This window comes from Corynebacterium sp. HMSC072D12, assembly GCF_001813925.1.
In the GTDB taxonomy this organism is placed as follows: domain Bacteria; phylum Actinomycetota; class Actinomycetes; order Mycobacteriales; family Mycobacteriaceae; genus Corynebacterium; species Corynebacterium aurimucosum.
On the sequence record NZ_KV814392.1, the window covers coordinates 1 to 16,332 of the forward strand.

A 16,332-nucleotide genomic window follows, 5' to 3' on the forward strand; every position below is an offset into this window, starting at 1 on the left:
AAACAGCACTAGCAACCCCGCAACCGGAAGCAGAAACCGCCTGCTTACCGGTGGGCAAAACGCCAATCGCGGAGGCAAGAGAATGCGAGGTTAGTCGGTGCCGCAAGGCGCACGTAGGCCGTGAGTAAGCCCGCTCGCCGCGCGCGGCGGCCTAGACGGTAGCGTTGCGGACCTTCGTGAAGTGAACCTTGTACCGCGTATCCACATCCACGTCCGGGAAGGCCGCGCGGAAGTCGCGGTCATTGACCTCAATGGCATCCTTGATGCGCAGCAGCGGGGTATCGGGATCCGCTAGCACCTCATACTGCAACGTCGGCCGCGAGCGGTCGTAGGCTACCAGCCGCGATACTTTCTCCACGCCCTCAATGTCAGCGAGAGTATCCGCCACCGCTCCCGCAATCGCGGGCATCTCCGTCTTAATCGCACCCTCCTCATTCGATTCCTCCGAGGGCATCGAATTAAAGCGATGATGGCGCAGGTTGCTTATCACCAGCCACAGGCCGGTGAGGGCACAGATGATCGTCGCCAAGCCCAGCGCAAAAGGCCACCAAGACTGCCCAGGCAGACCCGCCCACGTGTCGTGGTCCACCCACGAGGCCAAGTACGTAGCGAAAGGCACGTCGAAGTGGATGAGGATCGGCCACACCCCCAAGGCAATAAGCAGGATTCCCAGTATGGCCAAAAGCGCACGGTCCACACCGGCAAGCTTCTTAGACATTGGCGATGTCCTCCTGTTCATTCTCAATCACCACGGTAACCTCCGGGGTTGGCGTGATAGCCGCCAGCGCCGCCGTCACCGCTTCAGTCACGCGCTCCTTAAGCTGCGCATCATCGGCATCGCCCGTGGCCGTGACCGTGATACGGGAGCGCTCCTTGGTGATCTTGGCCCGACTCCGCGCCGCCGTCGTTCCCGGCACCCGACGCGCCGTTGCCGACGCCACCCGCGCAATATCCACCGCGCGCAGCCACATCGACGCATCCTCGGATCCAATCCGCACGTGCGTTGTCTTCCGCGGCGCACACGCCGCCCACAACAGAATCAACCCGACGAAGATCGCCACGCCCCCGGCCACAAGCATCCATGTATGGATCTCCGGCGAGGACATCACGTCGATGAAGGGCTGCAGCCACGAGGTTGCGCCCTCGTTGGCACCTGCCACCCAGGCCTCACGCCCCACGACGACGGCGGCCGCGAGCAGCAGGATGCCCACGATGATGGTCCACCCCCGCGCCGGTGGGGAGGCTTTCGGGCGTTGGCCAAAGCCAGCGGGCAGCGAGTTCTCACTCATGATGACCTCCTTCGCGGATGGTGATGGCGCGCAGCGGCACCGGACGTGGAACGTCTACCCGGCGTGTGAACTCGGCCGAGGGCCGAATCGCAATTGGGCGAAGCTGAAGCGGCTTGGCATGCGGGACGCGAAGCGGAGAAGTATGCGGAAGGTCCACGCCGCGCGGTTCAACCGGGCGGGGCACTTCGACGTGGCGCAGCGCGAACTCCCGTGGCGCAGGCACCGAGCGGACCTGTACCGGCGCAGGATCCGTGACTGCGCGCAGCGGCTGCGGTTCGGCCGTGTGGATGGGGCGCAGCTTGTCGTAGCGATTCTCGCCAGGGCCGAAACCTTCCGTGCGCACCGTAACGTCCGCAGGCTTGCCGACGCCCCTCACCCGCACCGCCTCCGGCACCCTCACCGTGCGTACAGGGACCGGCGCAGGGGCCGACACTTGGCGCACCGCGGCGCGCTGGCTTACGTCCACCGGCTTCAAAGCGCGCTCCGGAACAATCGCCGGAATCTGCGCCGACAGTGGCGCGCGTGTCTCGACCGCCAGCGCGGTTGTGCGCTCGCCTAGGACCGCACCGCCCACCGTTACGTTGACGCGAGTGGTGCGAAAACCTGTGAAATCGCGGACTGCCTCCCGGATTGCCGTGCGAACTGCCTTCGCCACCTCGGTGACGGGGGAGGGCCAGTACACAGCGATGTCGACATCCACCGCCACCATCTGCGTATCCGGGTCCATTTGCGCCATCACGCGCGGAAAGGCGCGGCCGGCGAGGCCGGCTAATTTGGCGTCGACAGCCGCGGTCCCCGGCACGCTCGCAATGGCGGCGTTAATGACCTTTTCCATCGCGCGCAGGGAAAAGCGGGTTCGCCCGAAGAGGGCGACCCCGGTAGTTTCGGTGCTCACTAGCCTCGGCCTCTATCCTGGCCGACCACGCCTTTCCACACCGCGGTGAGGTCAATGCGGCCGTCGAAATGCGCGCCGATGACGCCGCCGACCGCGGCAAGCAAGACCGCGAGCGCGACGTACCACACGCCGAGGTAGATGAAAAAGGCCAGAACCAAGCCGGCGATCACGCCGAGGGAGGTGTAGTTCTTCATGGTTTTCCTTTAGTTCTGTATGTCGGTTCCTTTTAGACCGCGTCGTCGAAGACCACGTCTACGCGGCGCACTGCGGGCCAGGTGGCGCGGACGGTGGTGCGGGTGACGTCGCCAAGCTCGGCGAGTGGTACGCCTGCGCTGACATCAACGACAATGTGCAGCTCCAGGTGCGTGTCATCCTGCGGGCTGGGGCGGCGAATGCCGTGCACGCGCTCACCGGGGAAGAGCAGCGCGACCTCCCCGAACCGGCCGGGCGAAAGCTTGGCGACGCCCCTCAGATCCGTCACCGCCTCCGCTATGGACGTGGCAAGGGGGAGGGTGAGCTCGGCAGAGGTCACGTTATGCCTGGCCCTGGGTAACTGCCGGAGTTGCCTCGGTGGACTCGTCTTCTTCGCGCGGCAGCTTGACGTCGTGGACGACGACGTCGACGCGATCGACGGACAGGCCGGTCATGCGCTCGACCGCATTCATGATGTTGCGGCGGATGGCTTCGGCGAGCTCGTGGATGGCCACGCCGTACTCGGCGATGATGGCGATATCGATGGAAGCGGTGCCGTTGTTCACCTCGACGCTCACGCCCTGGCGGACGTCCTCGGAAGCGCCGAAGGATTCGCGGATGGAGCCCATCATGCGGGCGCCACCGCCGCCGAGGGCGGCGACGCCGGAAACCTCGCGGGCGGCGATGCCGGCGATCTTGGACACAACGACATCATCGATGCGGGTGGTGCCGAAATCGGTCTCCAGGTTCTTGTTGCGCTCCGGGGCAGGGGCCGGGGTGGCGTCGTTCGCCGGGGCGGTCTGCTCGGCGACGTCCTTGGGGGTGGTGTTCTCAGCCATGGTGGATCCCTCTCATTGTGTAGTTGATGTAGGTATGTATCTACGTCACGAGCTTAACCGCGAACGCGGTCCGCGGGGCGGCGGAGAGTCAATCCTTGGCCAAAACGTGATGTTACCCACTGTTTCCGCAGGAGTTTGGAAAACGCGAGGTTACGTGCTTAAATACAGGGGTTGCTTTAACACAGCGACGTAACCACAGGCTTCAGCTTGTAGGGCGTTGTTGCTGGTAAGGCGAACATGACACCTTTGTTGTGGGGTTCTTTTAGAGCTACACGCGAAGGTCATCCGATCGGGCTAGGTCCGCGCTTGAGCAGAGACAATCCCGAGAAGATGGACCGGAGAAGGGGCATGGCAAATAAACAGCGGCAGTATATGAATAAGACTTTGGTTGCGGATCATTGAGATCTAACGCCCCAGTCTTCTTCCTATTTACTTTGACTACGGGTCTTGTACCCCGTCACGAGCACTGCACTCTGGGCTTTTGCCTTAAGTCACTCTCGTGGTCGTCATGACAGTCAGACAACTGGCGTTGAGCCATGGCTTCCAGCCCGGACAACGTTATAGAGAAATCGAGAAGCAATTTCCCACCGCTTCACGCCCCGGATACGCCGGGAATGTGAAAGTGGGGAAGCGAGGAAGAGGATAAGCGTGGCGGGACAAAAAATCCGCATTCGGCTGAAGGCCTACGACCACGAGGCCATCGACGCTTCTGCTAAGAAGATCGTCGAGACCGTTACCCGTACGGGTGCTCGTGTTGTCGGCCCGGTGCCGCTCCCAACCGAGAAGAACGTATACGCCGTTATTCGTTCTCCGCACAAGTACAAGGACTCTCGCGAGCACTTCGAGATGCGCACTCACAAGCGCCTCATCGACATTCTCGACCCGACCCCGAAGACCGTTGACGCCCTCATGCGCATCGACCTTCCGGCAAGCGTCGACGTGAATATCCAGTAAGCGATCGACACAACGTATTTGGTGGAGAACAAACAATGAGTGAAAACGAGATCAAGGGAATTCTGGGCACCAAGCTCGGCATGACCCAGGTCTTCGACGAGGAGAACCGCGTTGTGCCGGTGACCGTCGTCGAGGCTGGCCCGTGCGTGGTTACCCAGATCCGTACGAAAGAAACCGATGGCTACAACGCCATCCAGATTGCCTTCGGCGAGAAGGACCCGCGCAAGGTCAACAAGCCTGCAACCGGTCACTTCAAGAAGGCTGGCGTGACCCCGCGCCGTTACGTCGCTGAGATCCGCATGGACGACACCTCCGCATACGAGGTCGGCCAGGAGGTCAAGGTGGACATCTTCGAGGGCGTGTCCTTCGTTGACGTTACCGGCACCACCAAGGGTCACGGCTACGCTGGCGCCATGAAGCGCCACGGCTTCGCAGGCCAGGGCGCTGCCCACGGTAACCAGGCTGCTCACCGCCGCGTTGGTGGCATTGGTGGCGCTTCGTTCCCGGGCCGCGTCTTCAAGGGTAAGCGCATGGCTGGCCGCATGGGCCAGGACCGCGTGACCACCCAGAACCTGAAGATTCAGAAGATTGATGCCGAGTCCAACCTGCTGCTCATCAAGGGTGCTATCCCGGGTGCGCGCGGTGGCCTCGTCACCGTTAAGACCGCAGTGAAGGGCGGTGCACACGCATGAGCAACCTCAAGCTAGACGTCCAGACCGCTGACGGTAAGACCAACGGCACCGTTGAGTTGCCGGCCGAGCTCTTTGACACCGAGGCATCCATTGCTTTGATGCACCAGGTTGTCAACGCACAGCTCGCTGCTGCTCGTCAGGGTACCCACAAGACCAAGACTCGCGGCGAGGTCCGCGGCGGTGGTCGCAAGCCGTTCCGTCAGAAGGGCACCGGCCGCGCCCGCCAGGGCTCCATCCGTGCGCCTCACTACACCGGTGGTGGCACCGTGCACGGCCCGGTCCCGCGTGACTACTCCCAGCGCACCCCGAAGCGCATGATCAAGGCTGCTCTCTACGGCGCACTGTCTGACCGTGCACGTAACGAGCGCATCCACGTCATCGAGGAGCTCGTCCCGGGCCAGACCCCGTCCACCAAGCAGGCCAAGGCTTTCATCGAGCGCCTCACCGACCGCAAGAATGTTCTTCTGGTCATCGGCCGCGAGGACATCAATGCTCGCCGCAGCGCCAACAACCTGCCGAACGTCCAGATCCTGGACGCCGGCCAGCTGAACACCTACGACGTCCTCTACTCGGACGACGTTGTGTTCTCCGTTGAGGCTCTGCACACCTTCGTCGAGCGCGCTACCGGCGCCGCCGAGGAAGCTAAGGAGGAGAAGTAATGGCTAAGCTCGCTAACCCGCGCGACGTCATCATCGCACCGGTTGTGTCCGAGAAGTCCTACGGCCTGATGGAACAGAACGTCTACACGTTCTACGTCTCCACGGACTCCAACAAGACCCAGATTAAAGATGCCGTCGAGCAGATCTTCGGCGTGAAGGTTGCTTCCGTGAACACCGTGAACCGTGCAGGCAAGCGCAAGCGCACCCGCACCGGCTACGGTCAGCGTAAGTCCACCAAGCGCGCCTACGTGACGCTCCGTGAAGGCAGCGACTCCATCGACGTCTTCGGCGCAGGCGCTTAAGCCCCACCGAAGAGCCGAAAGGAAAAGGAAGAATTATGGCTATTCGTAAGTACAAGCCGACAACTCCGGGTCGCCGCGCATCCTCCGTGTCCGAGTTCGAGGAAATCACTCGCTCGACCCCGGAGAAGTCCCTGCTGCGCCCGCTGAGCAAGACTGGTGGTCGTAACAACTACGGCCGCATCACCACCCGCCACATCGGCGGTGGCCACAAGCGCCGTTACCGTCTGATCGACTTCCGTCGTACCGACAAGGACGGCATCCCTGCAAAGGTCGCACACATCGAGTACGACCCGAACCGTACCGCCAACATCGCCCTCCTGCACTACGCAGATGGCGAGAAGCGCTACATCATCGCCCCGAAGGGCCTGAAGCAGGGCACCATCGTCGAGGCTGGTCCGAACGCGGATATCAAGGTTGGCAACAACCTGCCGCTGCGCAACATCCCGACCGGTACCACCATCCACGCTGTGGAGCTCAAGCCGGGCGCTGGCGCTAAGCTGGCCCGCTCCGCTGGTGCCTCCATCCAGCTGCTGGGTAAGGAAGGCAAGTACGCCATCCTGCGTATGCCGTCCTCCGAGATCCGTCGCGTCGACATCCGTTGCCGCGCCACCGTCGGTGAGGTTGGCAACGCTGACCAGATGAACATCCGTTGGGGCAAGGCCGGCCGTATGCGCTGGAAGGGCGTCCGCCCGACCGTCCGCGGTGTCGTTATGAACCCGGTCGACCACCCGCACGGTGGTGGTGAGGGTAAGACCTCGGGTGGTCGCCACCCGGTGTCGCCGTGGGGCCACAAGGAAGGCCGCACCCGCAACCCGAACCGTTACTCGAACAACATGATCGTGCGCCGTCGTCGCCCGAACAAGAAGCGCTAAGAGGAGGTAAACAATGCCACGCAGCCTTAAGAAGGGCCCGTTCGTCGATGAGCACCTCCTCAACAAGGTTGATGCTCAGAACGAGGCCGGCACCAAGCAGGTCATCAAGACCTGGTCTCGCCGCTCCACCATCCTGCCCGACTTCATCGGTCACACCTTCGCCGTCCATGACGGCCGCAAGCATGTGCCGGTGTTCGTCGAGGACTCCATGGTTGGTCACAAGCTCGGTGAGTTCGCACCCACCAAGACCTTTAAGGGTCACGTCAAGGACGACAAGAAGGGACGTCGATAAGCGATGAGTGACACCATCACCTCCGCATCCGCAACGGCTCGCTACGTCCGCGTTACCCCGATGAAGGCACGCCGCGTCATCGACTTGGTCCGCGGTAAGTCCGTAGCCGAGGCACTTGCAATCCTGAAGTACGCTCCGCAGGGCGCCGCTGAGCCGGTTGCCAAGGTTGTTGCATCCGCAGCTGCCAACGCTGAGAACAACTTCGGCCTGGATCCGCGCACCCTGGTCATCTCCGAGGCATACGCCAACGAGGGTCCGACCATGCGTCGTTTCCAGCCGCGCGCACAGGGCCGCGCATTCATGATTCGTAAGCGCACCAGCCACATCACCGTGGTTGTCGAGAGCCAGAAGGAAGGGGCCAAGTAATGGGCCAGAAGATCCATCCTCACGGCCTACGTTTGGGCATCACTTCCGACTGGAAGACCCACTGGTACGCCGATAAGGACTACGCAAACTACGTAGCCGAAGACATCAAGATCCGCGAGTACCTGGAGAAGGGCCTCGACCGCGCCGGCATCGCCGACGTCGTCATCGAGCGCACCCGCGACCGCGTCCGCGTGGACATTCACACCGCCCGCCCGGGCATCGTGATTGGCCGCCGCGGCGCTGAGGCTGACCGCATCCGTCGTGAGCTGGAGAAGCTCACCGGCAAGATGGTTGCCCTCAACATCCTCGAGGTCAAGCAGGTCGACGCCAACGCAACCCTGGTTGCACAGTCCATCGCGGAGCAGCTGGTTAACCGCGTCGCATTCCGTCGTGCAATGCGCAAGGCTATCCAGTCCGCTATGCGCCAGCCGCAGGTCAAGGGCATCAAGATTCTGCTGTCCGGCCGCCTGGGCGGTGCAGAAATGTCTCGCGTTGAGCGCTACCACGAGGGTCGCGTTCCGCTGCACACCCTTCGCGCCGAAATCGACTACGGCACCGCAGAGGCCCACACCACCTTCGGCCGCATCGGCATCAAGGTGTGGATCTACAAGGGTGACGTTGTCGGTGGCGTCCGCGAGTCCGAACTGAACGCTCCGGCGCAGGGCCGCGGCCGCGGTGACCGTAACGGTCGCTCGCGCCGTGGTGGCCAGCGTCGCCAGCGCGCACAGCAGAAGCAGGAGGGCTAATCCATGCTGATTCCTAAGCGCGTCAAGTACCGTCGCCAGCACCGCCCGACCCGCTCGGGTGTGTCCAAGGGCGGTAACCGCATCAACTTCGGTGACTACGCCATCCAGGCTCTTGAGCCGGCGTACATCACCAACCGCCAGATTGAGGCCGCACGTATTGCCATCAACCGCCACGTCAAGCGTGGTGGCAAGGTGTGGATCAACATCTTCCCGGACCGTCCGCTGACCCAGAAGCCGCTCGGCGTGCGTATGGGTTCCGGTAAGGGTCCCGTCGAGAAGTGGGTTGCCAACGTTAAGCCGGGCCGCATCCTCTTCGAGATGACCTACCCGAACGAAGCTACCGCCATCGAGGCTCTGCGCCGCGCCGGCCAGAAGCTTCCGTGCAAGGTCCGCATCATCAAGAAGGAGGACCAGTTCTAATGGCTACCGGTACCCCCGCCCACGAGTTCCGTGAGCTCGACAACGCTGAGCTGGAGAACCGCCTGAAGGATGCGAAGGAAGAGCTTTTCAACCTTCGTTTCCAGAAGGCCACTGGCCAGCTGACCAACAACCGCCGCATCGGCACGGTTAAGCGCGACATCGCCCGCATCTACACCGTTCTGCGCGAGCGCGAGCTGGGCCTGTCCGTTGCTCCGGGAGCTGAGGCTTAATCATGAGTGAGGCAAACGTGAACACTAAGAAGGAAAAGGGCGCTCGCAAGACCCGCACCGGCATCGTTGTCTCCGACAAGATGAATAAGACCATCGTTGTCGAGCTCGAGGACCGCAAGCAGCACGCCCTCTACGGCAAGATTATGCGCACTAACAAGAAGGTTAAGGCGCACGACGAGAACGAGACCGCCGGCATCGGCGACCGCGTTCTCATCGCCGAGACTCGCCCGCTGTCCAAGGACAAGCACTTCCGTCTCGTCGAGATCGTGGAGAAGGCTAAGTAATATCTAGCCCTCTTCGAGATCAATGACCCCCACGTTCACCGTGGGGGTCATTTTTTCTGCCCCCTACCGGGCTGAATCGGCGCAACACAGCACAGGCTGGCTAGGGGAATGCTCTCCGATTTTATCCGGCTGCGCTGCAGGAACGTGCTAGGGTTAGGCCGTTCATCTCCTGAAAGGTTTAACGCCGTATGTCCGCGTTCTCTCGCTCTCTGCTTACCCTTGTCTGCGCTTCCTCCGTAGCGGCCCTCGTCGGTTGCGCCGCAGAGGAGCCGGCCCCCGTTGCTGCCGACGCCCCGGCTGTGGACTCCGCCGCGGACGTTTCACCTACGCAAGCTAAACCGGAGTCGGAGGCGCAGCCCCAGCCCAGCACCGAAGCTGCCGGACCCAAACCGACGCTTCCGGCGGGCTACTCGCCTGGTGCCGGTAATTCTGGCACCGCCGAGGTCACGAAGACACCTGCACCCAACGATGGAAACAATGCCGAGGCGGACACCTCCGTCACCAGTGGCATCGAAAAGTGCGAGTACCGGAAGGATCGCGTTGCCAGTGAGGGCAATCCTGCCGATGCTCCCACCACGGTCTCAGGCACTGTGCACAAGGTCAAAGCAGGCGACCTCGATGGTGGCGTGCCAGGCATTGTCGTGTCCGATTACGCCTCGACAGAGGTCTGGTTCTTGGCCTTGGATGCGCCCACCACCTTGAGCGGATACAAGAGTGGCAGCCCGTCACGGAAATCGTTGACCTTTTCCGGCAAGAGTTGCATTGGGCTCGTCGAGAAAAGCGCGTGGGCAGGCTACGAGGGCAAGCACGTCACCTTGCCCTTTGAACCCGACCGCGGCTGGTGGCAAAGCGATACGAGCGTTCCTATGGGTGCGCTGTACGTGGACTACACCCCAGACGAAGTCCTCTAGGGAACGCGTGCTCTGAATCGGGCGGCGAACCCGGGGCGGAAGCCTCCAAGAGTCTAGCGTGTGCCCCGGTGCGTGAGTGCAATGGCGAGACAGAACGCGCTCAACACCGCGCCTACCGCGAGAAGGAACGTGCCGACACGGTAGGGCGTGGCGCTCACCAGGTCAATGGTGTTATAAATCCGCAGCCACACCAACCAGCCAGCGATGAGCGCAGCGCTGCCTACCGCCGACAGGGCTCGTAAACCGCGGGTGGGGCGCTGGGAGGGGGAGAAGGCGTGGTAGGAGGCGTCGACAAGCGCGAGTGCGGCGAGCACCACCGACGCCCACGCCGCAAGCGGCACCGGTAGAAGCGCTGCGGCACCGAAGACCACCGGCAGGATAAAAGCCACGGCTACAAGCACAAAGAGCAGGCCGTGCACTACGCTGGCACGCACTGGGTAGTTCATAGGCGCTCCTCCACCTCAGAACACGTGGGCGGTTGCGCGCCCGTGCGGGACACCGTAATGGCTGCGGCCGTCGCCGCGAAGTGGAGGATCTCCTGCCACTCTTCGGCGCTTAATGCGCTGATATCCCGCGTTAGCAACTGGCTCAGCAGCGCGGCCATGACCGTGTCACCGGCGCCAATGGTGTCTGCCACCTCGACCTTAACCGGTGGGACCTGCGCCGATACCGAGTCCGTGCGTACGCTCAGCCCTTCTGCGCCGCGCGTGGTTACCACTACAGGTACGTGGGCCAGTGCGTCTTCGCCCAGGAATTTCACTTCTTCCTCGCTCAACTTCAACAACGTGACGTGTGGCAAAAGTGACAACAAGAAATCGCGGTGCTCCGGGGTGGCGAAGAAGGAGCGAATATTAGGGTCCAGCGCGACCTTCGTGCCCTTCGCGGCAAGGTCCTTCAGCAACGCGGCATAACGGGAGGCACCAGGTTCCAGGGCGAGGGAGACGGTGCCGAAACAGGCCCAGGGGACGTCGACAAGCACAGGCTCTATTAGGCGGTCCGCCGTGCCCTCCGTGTAGAAGGAATAGGTGGCCGATCCGTCCTCACCGATGGTGCAGACCGCTAGTGTCGTGGGTTCCTCACCCCGCTGCACGAGCGAGGTATCCACTCCTTCTTTATGCAGACGCTCCATGAGCGCTTGCCCGAAGGCATCGTGCGAGAGCCGCGACTGAAATCCCACGCTAGCGCCCAAACGGCTCGCCGCGACCGCCACGTTGAAGGGACCGCCGCCCAACGCCGGTGTTAAATCCGCCAGCTGCCCGCGTCCGCGCGGAACGAGGTCAACAAGGCCTTCGCCACACACCATAATGTCCATGGAACCCATACTATCGAGAGCATGAACTACCGTCCGCTTTTCCATCTCTCCCCGCCCTCCGGCCGCCTCAATGACCCGAATGGGGTCTTCATCGATGGCAACAACCTGCATGTTTATTATCAGCACGACCCCTACTTCCCGCACGCGGCGAAGCAGACAGGCTGGGGTCATGCCGTGGCCTCCTTAAGCGAGGCGAAGCCATGGCGGCACTACCCGGACGCGCTGTATCCCATCCGTGAGCACGACGCCCACGGCTGCTACTCGGGCGGCGCAGTGGTCGACGGTGAGGACGTCTGGCTGTTTTATACCGGCAATCTCAAGCGCGATGGCGTGCGGATTCCCTCGCAGAATCGCGTCCGTGCCGTCGATGCCGGCGGTCCAGAAGGCGGTTTCTATGAGCACGACCCCGCCAACCCGCTCATCGATGGCCCCGCGGAGGGCTTCACGGGGCACTACCGCGATCCCCAGATCACCCGCGATGACGCCGGCTGGCGCATGGTGCTCGGCGCCCAAGCAGAAGACGAAAGCGGGCACGCCGTGCTCTACCGTTCTACGGACTTGGCGCAGTGGTCCTTTGAAGGCACGATCACCTTTGATACCTCGAGTGCTCAGCCGGGCCTGAGCCCGGATCTCGTGCCGGGCGGCTACATGTGGGAGTGCCCCAACCTTCTCACGCTCCGGGACCGCGCGACGGGAGAGGACAAGGACGTCTTGGTCATCTGCCCGCAAGGACTCGAGCCGGTGGTTGCTGACGGCACCACGCACTACGCCTCCTCCGATCAGTGCGGTTACCTCGTGGGCCGGTTGGAGGGCACCGTCTTCCACGTGGAGCGGGGCTTTAGCGAGCTGGATTATGGCCACCAGTTTTATGCGCCGCAGCTGGTGGAAAAGGAGGGCGAGGCCATCATGCTGGGGTGGATGGGGCTGCCCGTGCAGGATGACACCTCGACGGTTGCCCAGGGCTGGGTCCACACGCTCACCTTGCCGCGGCGCGTGTGGCTGGAGGAAGGCTGGTTGCGCCAGGCGCCGTTGTGGTCGCTGCCGGCTGTGCCGGCGGAGGCAGCACGCGTTGGGTTCGGTTCGGTAGCCACGCTGATGGCCGGCGAGGGAACGTACGTGCTTGTCGACGACTCCGAGGCCGACGCCTTCCGCGTCACCTACGGCGGGGGAGAACTCCGTTTGGCAGTTGGGGACGATGAGCGCGTCGTTCCCTGCCCGGCTGGCTCCGTGGAGCTCATCGCGGATGGATGTGCCGTGGAGGTCTTCGCGGGTGATGGGCGGATTGCGGGCGCGTCGGCGATTTTTGGTGCCAGCGACGCTCGCTGGCACGGCTGGGAAGCCCGTTAGGGTGTGAATTTTCCTATATTTATGCCCGAATGCTTGGCTTTGTGTTGGGTAACGTGTCTAATAGGAGGTGACGCTATTTAATTCATCTCACTCTCCGAGGAGGCACGCCGGAATGGATCACTCACAGGTCGCGGCGCGAATACTCTCAGCCATCGGCGGCGAAGACAACATCGTGGCGCTGGCGCACTGCGCCACCCGCCTGCGGATGGTGCTCAAGGACAGCAAGAAGGTCGACAAGGCCGCGCTGGAAAATGATCCGGACCTCAAGGGCATCTTTGAGGCCGGGGGCATGTTCCAGGTCATCGTCGGACCGGGCGATGTCAACATCGTCTTCGACCAGCTCAACAAGATAACCACCAAGGACATCGCGGTGTCCACGGACAAGCTCAAGGACATTGCCGCCGACTCCGGCAACTGGTTCTCCCGCGCGGTAAAGGTCCTCGCGGATATCTTCGTACCGCTCATCCCGATTCTGGTCGGCGGCGGTCTGCTCATGGCGCTCAACAACGTGCTGACAGCCAATGGCCTGTTCGGCGAGCAGTCCGTCATTGAGATGTTCCCTGCCATGGCGGATGTCGCCGGGCTCATCAACCTCCTGGCGTCCGCGCCGTTTGCCTTCCTGCCCATCCTGGTGGGCTTCACCGCCACCAAGCGCTTCGGCGGCAATGAGTTCCTCGGCGCCGGCATGGCCATGGCGATGGTGATGCCGGACCTGGTCAATGGTTACCAGGTGGCCGCGACCATCGAGGCAGGGGAGATGGCCTACTGGAATATCTTCGGTCTCGACGTTGCCCAAGCGGGCTACCAAGGCTCCATCCTGCCCATCCTGGTCATCGCGTGGATTCTGGCCACGATTGAGAAATTCCTGCACAAGCACCTTAAGGGAACGGTGGACTTCCTGCTCACCCCGCTGCTCACGCTGCTGGTAACGGGCTTTATTACCTTCATCGCAGTGGGGCCGGTGCTGCGCACTGCGGGCGACATGCTCGGCGCGGGTCTTAATGACCTGTACACCTTCGCCGGCCCGGTGGGCGGCTTCATCTTCGGTCTGTTCTACTCGCCGATTGTCATCACGGGCCTGCACCAATCCTTCCCGCCGATCGAGACCATGCTGTGGAACGAGGGCGGCTCCTTCATCTTTGCGGTCGCTTCCGTGGCCAACATTGCCCAGGGTGGCGTGGCCCTGGCGGTCTACTTCCTGACCCGTTCTGAGAAGCTCAAGGGTCTGTCCGGCGCTTCGGGTGTGTCCGCGCTCTTCGGTATTACCGAGCCTGCCATCTTCGGTGTGAACCTGCGACTGCGCTGGCCTTTCTACATCGGCATGGGTGCCTCCGCGATTGCCGCGACGCTCATTGCGCTTTTCGACGTCAAAGCAACCGCCCTCGGCGCCGCCGGCTTCATCGGCTTCGTCTCCATGCGTCCCGAGGATTACACGCAGTTCTTCGTCTGCGCCTTTACCTCTTTGATCCTCGCTTTCGGCGTGGCCTTTGCCTATGGCCGCTACCTCATTTCCAAGCATGGTTCCATCGACCCCGATGAGACCGGTGCTGCCACCGGTGTCGGCGGCGCGGTGCCTGCTGCCACCGCCGACCCGAATGCCTATCGCGTGGCCTCCCCGCTGGCTGGAAAAGCTATCGCCTTGGCGTCGGTCTCGGACCCGATGTTTGCCGCTGGCAAGCTGGGTGCGGGTGCGGCCGTCGAGCCGACCGAGGGGCGCCTCGTATCCCCGATTGACGGCAAGGTTACCGTCACCTTCCCCTCCAAGCACGCGTATGCCGTGCGTGGCAAGGATGCTGACGGCAACAACGTGGACATTCTCATGCACATCGGCTTCGACACCGTGAACCTGAAGGGCGAGCACTTCACCTCGCACGTGTCCAAGGGCGATGAGGTGAAGGCTGGTGACCTGCTGTGCGAGTTCGACATCGCAGCCATCAAGGCCGCCGACTACCCGGTGACCACGCCGGTCGTCGTGTCCAACTCGAAGAAGACAGGCCCGGTCCTGCCGGCCTTCGTCACGGGCGAGGAGATTTCCTTCGGCGATGCATTCCTTACCGTGGACCCGAAACCAGAACCTGCTGATGCGACAACCACCGCATCAGCCTCCAAGGCCTAGGAGTGCAGACGCGAGCGAGGGGGTATGCCGCATGGGAGCCCCGTCATGCAGCCGGGCTGTGGGAAGCAGCGGGGCGTGCAATTTGGGGAAACAGTCTAAGGCATGCTTGAATGTATGGGTTGCATATGGCCGGTCGGTGCAGCGCGATGCGTTTCCGAATCGCCGCACCGAGACCCTTCGACCGCTGTGAACAGCGAGTTCGTCGCACAGCCTGTGCCACATAAGCAAGTAGACCAGGTGTGTCAAGGACGGAAATCTTGACGCACGTTAATCCAGGTCAGGAGACCCATAGTGATTCAGAAAGAATCGCGTCTGCGCGTCGCCGATAACTCTGGTGCACGAGAGATCCTCGTCATCCGCGTTCTCGGCGGCTCCGTTCGACGTTTCGCTGGCATTGGTGACATCGTCGTCGCCACTGTCAAGGAAGCCATCCCGGGTGGCAACGTAAAGGAAGGCGACATCGTCAAGGCCGTCATCGTACGCGCCAAGAAGGAGACCCGTCGCCCGGACGGCTCCTACATCGCATTCGATGAAAACGCCGCAGTTATTCTCAAGGGTGACAACGAGCCGCGCGGTACCCGCATCTTCGGCCCGGTTGCTCGCGAACTTCGTGACAAGCGCTTCATGAAGATCGTTTCTCTCGCACCGGAGGTGATCTAGTCTTATGAAGATTCATAAGGGCGATATGGTGATCGTTATTTCGGGCCCGGACAAGGGCGCGAAGGGCAAGGTCATCGAGGCATACCCGAAGCGTGACAAGGTCCTCGTTGAGGGCGTTAACCGCGTCAAGAAGCACGTTGCTAACTCCGCTACCGAGCGTGGCGCCGAGTCCGGCGGAATCGTTACCCAGGAAGCTCCGATCCACGTGTCCAACGTTGCGATCGTTGACTCCGAGGGCAACCCGACCCGCGTGGGCTACCGTTTCGACGAGAACGGCAAGAAGGTCCGCATCGCACGTAGCAACGGGAAGGACATCTAAAATGAGCGAGAACTACACTCCGCGTCTGAAGACCCGCTACCGCGAGGAAATCAAGAAGGCTCTGAACGAAGAGTTCAAGTACGAGAACGTGATGCAGATTCCGGGCGTCACCAAGGTTGTCGTCAACATGGGTGTGGGCGACGCTGCCCGCGACTCCAAGATGATCAACGGCGCTCTCGAGGACCTTACCGCTATCACCGGCCAGAAGCCGCAGGTGCGTCGCGCTAAGAAGTCCATCGCTAACTTCAAGCTCCGTGAGGGCATGCCCATCGGCGCACGCGTTACCCTGCGTGGCGACCGCATGTGGGAGTTCCTGGACCGCCTGCTGACCATCGCGCTGCCGCGTATTCGCGACTTCCGCGGTCTCTCCGACCAGCAGTTCGACGGCCACGGCAACTACACCTTCGGCCTCAGCGAGCAGACCATGTTCTACGAGATCGACATCGACAAGGTGGACCGCCCGCGCGGTATGGACATCACCGTCGTCACCTCCGCTACCAACGACGAGGAAGGCCGCAAGCTCCTGCGCGAGCTCGGCTTCCCGTTCAAGTAAGCGGCGACACTTTCTCTTTGAGATAGAGAACGACCCCCGGTACTCCCTGCAAGGAGGCCGGGGGTTTCGCGCGTCCTGACAC

At 62.4% G+C, this 16,332-nt stretch carries 25 protein-coding genes; 17 read left to right on the forward strand and 8 right to left on the reverse strand.

The annotated features are described in order from the left end of the window. Positions 1-151: 151 nt before the first annotated feature. The 6 genes from HMPREF2943_RS03530 to HMPREF2943_RS03555 are packed head-to-tail and all read right to left on the reverse strand — an operon-like array spanning position 152 to position 3,215. Positions 152-718: a hypothetical protein gene (locus tag HMPREF2943_RS03530; RefSeq protein WP_070710816.1), complete on the reverse strand. Its 567-nt coding sequence runs from the start codon at positions 716-718 to the stop codon at positions 152-154. Beyond that, positions 711-1,289: a DUF6286 domain-containing protein gene (locus HMPREF2943_RS03535; protein ID WP_070710817.1), complete on the reverse strand. Its 579-nt coding sequence runs from the start codon at positions 1,287-1,289 to the stop codon at positions 711-713. The genes HMPREF2943_RS03530 and HMPREF2943_RS03535 overlap by 8 nt, the downstream gene beginning before the upstream one ends. Continuing rightward, a complete protein-coding gene (locus tag HMPREF2943_RS03540) occupies positions 1,282-2,184 on the reverse strand; it encodes an Asp23/Gls24 family envelope stress response protein (protein ID WP_070710818.1) in 903 nt (300 codons plus the stop codon). The genes HMPREF2943_RS03535 and HMPREF2943_RS03540 overlap by 8 nt, the downstream gene beginning before the upstream one ends. Next, a complete protein-coding gene (locus tag HMPREF2943_RS03545) occupies positions 2,184-2,378 on the reverse strand; it encodes a hypothetical protein (RefSeq protein WP_010189668.1) in 195 nt (64 codons plus the stop codon). The genes HMPREF2943_RS03540 and HMPREF2943_RS03545 overlap by 1 nt, the downstream gene beginning before the upstream one ends. A 32-nt stretch (positions 2,379-2,410) precedes the next feature. Then, a complete protein-coding gene (locus tag HMPREF2943_RS03550; protein ID WP_070710819.1) occupies positions 2,411-2,716 on the reverse strand; it encodes a hypothetical protein in 306 nt (101 codons plus the stop codon). A gap of 1 nt (position 2,717) precedes the next feature. Next, on the reverse strand, positions 2,718-3,215 hold the full coding sequence (locus tag HMPREF2943_RS03555; RefSeq protein ID WP_070710820.1) for an Asp23/Gls24 family envelope stress response protein: 498 nt from the start codon (positions 3,213-3,215) through the stop codon (positions 2,718-2,720). A 648-nt stretch (positions 3,216-3,863) separates the two neighbouring features. Between HMPREF2943_RS03555 and rpsJ the strand changes: the two genes are divergently transcribed. The 12 genes from rpsJ to HMPREF2943_RS03615 all read left to right on the forward strand — a co-directional run bounded on the left by rpsJ (position 3,864) and on the right by HMPREF2943_RS03615 (position 9,943). Further along, entirely contained in the window at positions 3,864-4,169 is a 306-nt protein-coding gene (gene rpsJ, locus HMPREF2943_RS03560; protein ID WP_003848085.1) for a 30S ribosomal protein S10, read from the forward strand. A gap of 35 nt (positions 4,170-4,204) precedes the next feature. Further along, positions 4,205-4,861 (forward strand): 50S ribosomal protein L3, encoded by a 657-nt coding sequence (rplC, locus tag HMPREF2943_RS03565; protein WP_010189651.1) that lies wholly within the window; start codon positions 4,205-4,207, stop codon positions 4,859-4,861. Then, entirely contained in the window at positions 4,858-5,520 is a 663-nt protein-coding gene (rplD, locus tag HMPREF2943_RS03570; protein ID WP_010189650.1) for a 50S ribosomal protein L4, read from the forward strand. Before rplC ends, rplD begins: the two co-directional genes overlap by 4 nt. Next, positions 5,520-5,822, forward strand: a complete 303-nt coding sequence (gene rplW, locus HMPREF2943_RS03575; RefSeq protein ID WP_010189649.1) for a 50S ribosomal protein L23 — start codon at positions 5,520-5,522, stop codon at positions 5,820-5,822. The genes rplD and rplW overlap by 1 nt, the downstream gene beginning before the upstream one ends. 35 nt (positions 5,823-5,857) lie before the next feature. Continuing rightward, positions 5,858-6,694, forward strand: a complete 837-nt coding sequence (gene rplB, locus HMPREF2943_RS03580; RefSeq protein ID WP_010189648.1) for a 50S ribosomal protein L2 — start codon at positions 5,858-5,860, stop codon at positions 6,692-6,694. Positions 6,695-6,707: 13 nt separating this feature from the next. After that, positions 6,708-6,986: a 30S ribosomal protein S19 gene (rpsS, locus tag HMPREF2943_RS03585; protein ID WP_010189646.1), complete on the forward strand. Its 279-nt coding sequence runs from the start codon at positions 6,708-6,710 to the stop codon at positions 6,984-6,986. 3 nt (positions 6,987-6,989) lie between these two features. Further along, on the forward strand, positions 6,990-7,352 hold the full coding sequence (gene rplV, locus HMPREF2943_RS03590) for a 50S ribosomal protein L22 (RefSeq protein ID WP_010189645.1): 363 nt from the start codon (positions 6,990-6,992) through the stop codon (positions 7,350-7,352). Further along, complete coding sequence (gene rpsC, locus HMPREF2943_RS03595; RefSeq protein WP_070446580.1) at positions 7,352-8,098, forward strand: 30S ribosomal protein S3; 747 nt, start codon at positions 7,352-7,354, stop codon at positions 8,096-8,098. The genes rplV and rpsC overlap by 1 nt, the downstream gene beginning before the upstream one ends. A gap of 3 nt (positions 8,099-8,101) precedes the next feature. Then, the gene (gene rplP, locus HMPREF2943_RS03600) at positions 8,102-8,518 is read left to right on the forward strand and encodes a 50S ribosomal protein L16 (RefSeq protein WP_010189643.1); all 417 of its coding nucleotides are present in this window, start codon (positions 8,102-8,104) and stop codon (positions 8,516-8,518) included. After that, complete coding sequence (gene rpmC / locus HMPREF2943_RS03605) at positions 8,518-8,748, forward strand: 50S ribosomal protein L29 (RefSeq protein WP_010189642.1); 231 nt, start codon at positions 8,518-8,520, stop codon at positions 8,746-8,748. Before rplP ends, rpmC begins: the two co-directional genes overlap by 1 nt. 2 nt (positions 8,749-8,750) lie before the next feature. After that, positions 8,751-9,032 carry a 30S ribosomal protein S17 gene (gene rpsQ / locus HMPREF2943_RS03610; protein ID WP_010189641.1) on the forward strand — a complete coding sequence of 94 codons (282 nt, stop codon included), beginning with the start codon at positions 8,751-8,753 and terminating at the stop codon, positions 9,030-9,032. A gap of 188 nt (positions 9,033-9,220) precedes the next feature. After that, positions 9,221-9,943: a hypothetical protein gene (locus tag HMPREF2943_RS03615; protein ID WP_070710821.1), complete on the forward strand. Its 723-nt coding sequence runs from the start codon at positions 9,221-9,223 to the stop codon at positions 9,941-9,943. Positions 9,944-9,996: 53 nt separating this feature from the next. Here the strand turns inward: HMPREF2943_RS03615 and HMPREF2943_RS03620 are convergent, their stop codons facing one another. Both HMPREF2943_RS03620 and HMPREF2943_RS03625 read right to left on the reverse strand, forming a co-directional pair. Further along, positions 9,997-10,389, reverse strand: coding sequence for a hypothetical protein (locus HMPREF2943_RS03620; protein WP_070710822.1), 393 nt, complete (start codon positions 10,387-10,389; stop codon positions 9,997-9,999). Beyond that, entirely contained in the window at positions 10,386-11,255 is an 870-nt protein-coding gene (locus tag HMPREF2943_RS03625; RefSeq protein ID WP_070710930.1) for a carbohydrate kinase family protein, read from the reverse strand. The genes HMPREF2943_RS03620 and HMPREF2943_RS03625 overlap by 4 nt, the downstream gene beginning before the upstream one ends. Positions 11,256-11,276: 21 nt before the next feature. Between HMPREF2943_RS03625 and HMPREF2943_RS03630 the strand changes: the two genes are divergently transcribed. From HMPREF2943_RS03630 to rplE, 5 genes are all read left to right on the forward strand, one after another. After that, positions 11,277-12,602 (forward strand): glycoside hydrolase family 32 protein, encoded by a 1,326-nt coding sequence (locus tag HMPREF2943_RS03630; RefSeq protein ID WP_070710823.1) that lies wholly within the window; start codon positions 11,277-11,279, stop codon positions 12,600-12,602. A gap of 112 nt (positions 12,603-12,714) precedes the next feature. After that, a complete protein-coding gene (locus HMPREF2943_RS03635) occupies positions 12,715-14,718 on the forward strand; it encodes a sucrose-specific PTS transporter subunit IIBC (protein ID WP_070710824.1) in 2,004 nt (667 codons plus the stop codon). Between the two features lie 291 nt (positions 14,719-15,009). Beyond that, positions 15,010-15,378 (forward strand): 50S ribosomal protein L14, encoded by a 369-nt coding sequence (rplN, locus tag HMPREF2943_RS03640; RefSeq protein ID WP_070446572.1) that lies wholly within the window; start codon positions 15,010-15,012, stop codon positions 15,376-15,378. 4 nt (positions 15,379-15,382) lie between these two features. Next, entirely contained in the window at positions 15,383-15,697 is a 315-nt protein-coding gene (gene rplX, locus HMPREF2943_RS03645; RefSeq protein ID WP_005527724.1) for a 50S ribosomal protein L24, read from the forward strand. Between the two features lies 1 nt (position 15,698). Beyond that, a complete protein-coding gene (gene rplE / locus HMPREF2943_RS03650) occupies positions 15,699-16,250 on the forward strand; it encodes a 50S ribosomal protein L5 (protein ID WP_010189579.1) in 552 nt (183 codons plus the stop codon). The last annotated feature ends 82 nt before the right edge of the window (positions 16,251-16,332 follow it).

Coding starts and splice junctions, on each gene's coding strand:
- HMPREF2943_RS03615 (WP_070710821.1), top strand. CDS start 9,221: ATGTCCGCGTTCTCTCGCTCTCTGCTTACCCTTGTCTGCGCTTCCTCC.
- HMPREF2943_RS03625 (WP_070710930.1), bottom strand. CDS start 11,255: ATGGACATTATGGTGTGTGGCGAAGGCCTTGTTGACCTCGTTCCGCGC.
- rpsQ (WP_010189641.1), top strand. CDS start 8,751: ATGAGTGAGGCAAACGTGAACACTAAGAAGGAAAAGGGCGCTCGCAAG.
- HMPREF2943_RS03630 (WP_070710823.1), top strand. CDS start 11,277: ATGAACTACCGTCCGCTTTTCCATCTCTCCCCGCCCTCCGGCCGCCTC.
- HMPREF2943_RS03635 (WP_070710824.1), top strand. CDS start 12,715: ATGGATCACTCACAGGTCGCGGCGCGAATACTCTCAGCCATCGGCGGC.
- rplE (WP_010189579.1), top strand. CDS start 15,699: ATGAGCGAGAACTACACTCCGCGTCTGAAGACCCGCTACCGCGAGGAA.
- HMPREF2943_RS03555 (WP_070710820.1), bottom strand. CDS start 3,215: ATGGCTGAGAACACCACCCCCAAGGACGTCGCCGAGCAGACCGCCCCG.
- rplC (WP_010189651.1), top strand. CDS start 4,205: ATGAGTGAAAACGAGATCAAGGGAATTCTGGGCACCAAGCTCGGCATG.
- HMPREF2943_RS03545 (WP_010189668.1), bottom strand. CDS start 2,378: ATGAAGAACTACACCTCCCTCGGCGTGATCGCCGGCTTGGTTCTGGCC.
- rpmC (WP_010189642.1), top strand. CDS start 8,518: ATGGCTACCGGTACCCCCGCCCACGAGTTCCGTGAGCTCGACAACGCT.
- rpsC (WP_070446580.1), top strand. CDS start 7,352: ATGGGCCAGAAGATCCATCCTCACGGCCTACGTTTGGGCATCACTTCC.
- rplX (WP_005527724.1), top strand. CDS start 15,383: ATGAAGATTCATAAGGGCGATATGGTGATCGTTATTTCGGGCCCGGAC.
- rplV (WP_010189645.1), top strand. CDS start 6,990: ATGAGTGACACCATCACCTCCGCATCCGCAACGGCTCGCTACGTCCGC.
- rplB (WP_010189648.1), top strand. CDS start 5,858: ATGGCTATTCGTAAGTACAAGCCGACAACTCCGGGTCGCCGCGCATCC.
- HMPREF2943_RS03620 (WP_070710822.1), bottom strand. CDS start 10,389: ATGAACTACCCAGTGCGTGCCAGCGTAGTGCACGGCCTGCTCTTTGTG.
- rplD (WP_010189650.1), top strand. CDS start 4,858: ATGAGCAACCTCAAGCTAGACGTCCAGACCGCTGACGGTAAGACCAAC.
- rplW (WP_010189649.1), top strand. CDS start 5,520: ATGGCTAAGCTCGCTAACCCGCGCGACGTCATCATCGCACCGGTTGTG.
- HMPREF2943_RS03535 (WP_070710817.1), bottom strand. CDS start 1,289: ATGAGTGAGAACTCGCTGCCCGCTGGCTTTGGCCAACGCCCGAAAGCC.
- HMPREF2943_RS03530 (WP_070710816.1), bottom strand. CDS start 718: ATGTCTAAGAAGCTTGCCGGTGTGGACCGTGCGCTTTTGGCCATACTG.
- rplP (WP_010189643.1), top strand. CDS start 8,102: ATGCTGATTCCTAAGCGCGTCAAGTACCGTCGCCAGCACCGCCCGACC.
- rpsS (WP_010189646.1), top strand. CDS start 6,708: ATGCCACGCAGCCTTAAGAAGGGCCCGTTCGTCGATGAGCACCTCCTC.